A 3,888-nucleotide genomic window follows, 5' to 3' on the forward strand; every position below is an offset into this window, starting at 1 on the left:
CGTGTCGTTCACCTGGGCGATTCCTTGTGCTCGTGGCGTTTGGCATGATGGTGGTGCTCCTGTCGGTTTGGTGATTGGCGGGTAGCTGGGCCTCGGTGTCGTGTGGAAGCGGTCGCCGGGGCCTTTTGCTGTTAGTGCGTGCCGATGGCGGCGGTTTCATTGCCGCGCACGGGGTCTGAGAGGCTTTCTGAGCCAAGATCTCGACTTCCCTGGTGTCGAGGGAAGGGTGGATTTGGAGGGATGTGGTCATTGGTGGCCTCCTCGTTGATTGATCTCGCATCCGGCACAGATGTCCCGTCCGGGCATGACGAGGAAGAGTCCTTGCCCGCATGAGCGGCAATGCGCCGGTCCTTCACTCGGGGCGTCAGGCGTTGAGGTGCCTTCCGCACGGGTGGCGCTGTTGGGGGAGAGGTAGCGCGACCAGGCGTCGGCGAGTCCGGCGCTGCTGGCTTCGCGGCCCTCTACCGGGTAGGTGGTGTAACCGCGTATCGATGCCCCGGTGTCCTTGAAGACGCTCGGTGAGACCTCGTAGGGCTTGAGGGCCTTGGCGAGACGGACAGAGTCGATGGGCTTGCCGCCAAGGTCTGCCCACGGAGACTCGGGCAGGTTGACGAGCGCTTGGAGGATGTCCGATGTGGACATCCGTTCGGCGTTGCCGAAGATGCGGCGAAGGTCGGCTAGAAGCCGGATGCCGAAGGATTGCGCTTCGGCGGGCGCGCGGAGCACGAAGTATTCACAGGCGGCCCGTGCGGTTTCGGGCCAGTGGCCGCCTGCTGCGTCGGCGATGGCGATGAGCGCTTCCCAGACTTCGGCGGGCCGGTCATCGACGCCGTAGGGCATTTGGGGTCGGGCGTCGGCCAGCTCGGGCCGTTGAGTTTCCACCCATGCGGCCAGGTCGAGGCGCAGGGGCCGGGCTTCGGTTTCGGCGTCGCGTTCCCGGAACGGTCGGACTTTGATGGAGGTGGGGCGGCGGCGCATGTGGATTACCACGGCGCGAGTGAGGATGGTGGCGGGCATGTGCCCGGCCAGCCCAGCGAGCACGACCGGCGAGTAGACACGGAATTTCTGTACGCCCATCTTCGCGGCGTCGCCAACGCATCGGGGAATCGTTGCGCCCCTTTTGTATCCGGCGTTGAGCAACGCGCGGAGGTCTTCGTGATTTCCTCCGGCTTTGGGGTTGAACACGGCATCGATTTCGTCGAAGAGCAGGCTCACTGGCCCGTCGTCGAGCATTCGGAAGATAGCGGCTGTGGTCGGGGAGAAGATGAGTTCTGGTTGGTGGCACAGCAGGTTGAGCAGTTCGAGCACCCTGGTTTTCCCCGAGCCAGGTTCGGCACTGGAAAGCACGAGGCGCGGGGTGACGTAGAAGGCATCGGCGACGTGGCTGTGCGCGGCCCACAGGGCGAGTACGGGTAGGCAGTGTTCGTTAGGCAGGGCCAGATAGGGGCCTAGCCACCCGGTTACGGCGTCGAGCACGTCCGCGCCTTCGGTACGGGCGTTGGGTGTGTGGTGGTGGGTTTCGGTGGTCATAGGGTCACTCCTTCGGCGTGGAAGCCGCCTTGGATGGCGGTGCGGGTTTCGCGTTCGGTCTGCTGGGCGTTGCGTCCGGCCTCGGTCAGCACCGCCCACGCATCGCTGCGGTTGATGGCTCCGACGGCGACCATGCGGGCTACGCCGCGCGCCGCGCCGTAGAGGGTGGTGCGGCGCTTGCCTTCCGGAGCTCGGGCGATGGTGGCCAGCAGAGACTCGAGGAGCCGTTGCGGCGAGGTGATGCCTTCCCCGTGGCCAAGTTCGGCGGACGAATGCGGCGTGGGCGCCGGAGCGGGTCGCGGCTGGCAGGCCTTCACCAGCGCGGAAGGCATCTCGGCCACCGGCCACGCTCTAATCCATTCGTAGGCGGTGTGGGTGCGTGGGTGGATGGACGGCGGGGCGACGACGTAGCCGCCATCGCCGCGTATGTCGATTCCTGGGCCGAGGCGTCCCTGAGAGCAGGGAGCCTTGCCTCCGGGATGCCGGTAGTACAAATGCCGGCCACCGGAACCAGTGCGGACCAGCAACGTTGGCGGGCAAAGGTCGTCTGAGACGAGGCCGGTGAGGGTGTCTTCTCCGCCGTGGTCGGGGTCGACGTCGACCACGACGAGACGGGAGGCCAGACCGGTGCGGATGGCCAGCATGGGCCGTGGCACCAAGCGGAACATGATGTCGATGCGGCGCGATTCGCGTGTGGCGGCATAGAGGCCGTGGCAGGTCAGGCAGCGACAGGCCTCACGGTCGTGCGAAGCGTCGGCGTCACGGCAGGCATCACAGTTGGCTACGGGTCGTTTGTTGTGGCCGAGCAGGAATACCGGCCAGCCTTTCGCGGCGTAGCGAAGCGCAGCCGCTTTCAAGGGGTGAGTCACCGAAGGTGTCCTTTCAGGGTTGGGGTGACGTGTTGTGCGTGCATGGCGCGGATGATGCGCTCTGGCACGCGTGCCGCGCCGTGGCGTGAGGCGTTGCGGCGCAGGCAGACCGCGAGGGGCACATGGCGCAGGTCGACGGTGACCGGGTTGGCTGCTTCCTCGCGGGCAAGGTCGAGCAGCTGCTGATAGTGCGCCTCGGGGAGGTTGGTTTCGTCGAAGATGACCGAGATTCCTTGCCGTAGCAGGATTTTCGCTGCGGCGTGGGCGGCGTCGGTGACCTGCTTTTCGGTCTGCTCGCCTCGTGGGCCGTGGTGCAGCATGGCGCGCAGGTCGTCGCGGCTGATGCGGGCGCGGCCCGGTGCGGCGGCAACCCAGCGCCGGGCCAGGGTGGTTTTGCCGCATCCGGGCAGACCTCGCGTGATGAGCACATCTGCTTGCGGCGCAGCCTTTTCGCCGTTTGCCGGTTGCTGGCCGAGCAGGTGGGCGACGGCCTGGTAGGTGCCCGCGATGAGCTGGCGGGCGAGGTCTTGTGCAGCAGCTTCAGCGGCGGGAAGCGTGACCACGACGCGGATTTCGAGCCATCCGTGGCCAGCTCGCGTGCCGCTGCCAGTTTGGTAGCGGGTGCCGATGATGCGGCCATAGTCGGTTTCCCAGATTTCGGGGGGCGAGGCGTGCTCGCCGCCGGTGACGTGCGCGGCGGTGCAGCGGGTGTCTTGGGTGCACCATTCGGGATGGCGGTTCATCGGCGTCCCCGTTCCAGCTCGGTGGCGAAGCGGCGCAGGTGGTTGAGCATTTTGGGGCCGAGCCGGAGGTGGTGGCCGATTCCCTGGCAGCGGCGGCACAGCCTGGTGCGGCCGAGCATGAGCCGCTTGTGGCCGGTGCCTTGGCAGCGACGGCACCGTTTGAACGGCGCGACCGCACACAGCCCGAGATAACCGAGCGTGACGATTAGTGGCGGGAGGATGAGGCAGGTAGCGGTCGTGATGAGGGTGTCCATGTGGTCTCCTTGGCCTGTTTTTGGGTAGGGAAAGCCAGGGCCGCTATGGGCTAGTGCCCTGGCCAGGTGTTGTGTGGGGTGCTATCGGTGGTGCTAGCGCTAGCGGGCCAAGCTGCTAGCGCTAGCAGCGTCCTAGGGTCTACCCGCCATGCCGTCGTTGGTTACGGGCGGTGATGGCGGTGGTGATGTCGTGGCGGCTGATGCCGCGCCGGTTGACGGTTTTGCCGTCCACCCGCCTGCCGATCTGTTGCGTGTCAATGTCGTAGGGCTTGAGAGCGGAGGCCAGCTGTTCAGGTGTCCACCCGTGGTAGTGCTCTGGGTGCAGTTCGGCTAGCCGCTCGACCACGGTCTCTGACCACACCTTGGCCTCATTGGCAGGGACGACCGACGCGATGTCGTCGAGCAGCGTGTCCCGCCGCGAACTGATGGATTGCTGGCCGATGGCCTGGCCTGCAAGGGTTCCAGCTGATTCGCGGGCGGCGCGGGCACGGT

General features: G+C 66.5%; 4 protein-coding genes and 1 pseudogene. All 5 read right to left on the reverse strand.

The window, feature by feature from the left end:
- Positions 1 to 246 precede the first annotated feature (246 nt).
- Positions 247 to 1,530 (reverse strand): DUF3631 domain-containing protein, encoded by a 1,284-nt coding sequence (locus tag Rhe02_RS49250; RefSeq protein WP_203915520.1) that lies wholly within the window; start codon positions 1,528 to 1,530, stop codon positions 247 to 249.
- Positions 1,527 to 2,399, reverse strand: a complete 873-nt coding sequence (locus Rhe02_RS49255; protein WP_203915521.1) for a bifunctional DNA primase/polymerase — start codon at positions 2,397 to 2,399, stop codon at positions 1,527 to 1,529. The genes Rhe02_RS49250 and Rhe02_RS49255 overlap by 4 nt, the downstream gene beginning before the upstream one ends.
- Complete coding sequence (locus Rhe02_RS49260; RefSeq protein WP_203915522.1) at positions 2,396 to 3,142, reverse strand: AAA family ATPase; 747 nt, start codon at positions 3,140 to 3,142, stop codon at positions 2,396 to 2,398. Before Rhe02_RS49260 ends, Rhe02_RS49255 begins: the two co-directional genes overlap by 4 nt.
- A complete protein-coding gene (locus Rhe02_RS49265) occupies positions 3,139 to 3,396 on the reverse strand; it encodes a hypothetical protein (protein ID WP_203915523.1) in 258 nt (85 codons plus the stop codon). Before Rhe02_RS49265 ends, Rhe02_RS49260 begins: the two co-directional genes overlap by 4 nt.
- Before the next feature lie 139 nt (positions 3,397 to 3,535).
- Positions 3,536 to 3,888: pseudogene (locus Rhe02_RS49270) on the reverse strand (DUF3631 domain-containing protein); the annotation flags it as partial.

It is taken from the genome of Rhizocola hellebori, from assembly GCF_016862955.1.
Classification (GTDB): Bacteria; Actinomycetota; Actinomycetes; order Mycobacteriales; family Micromonosporaceae; genus Rhizocola; species Rhizocola hellebori.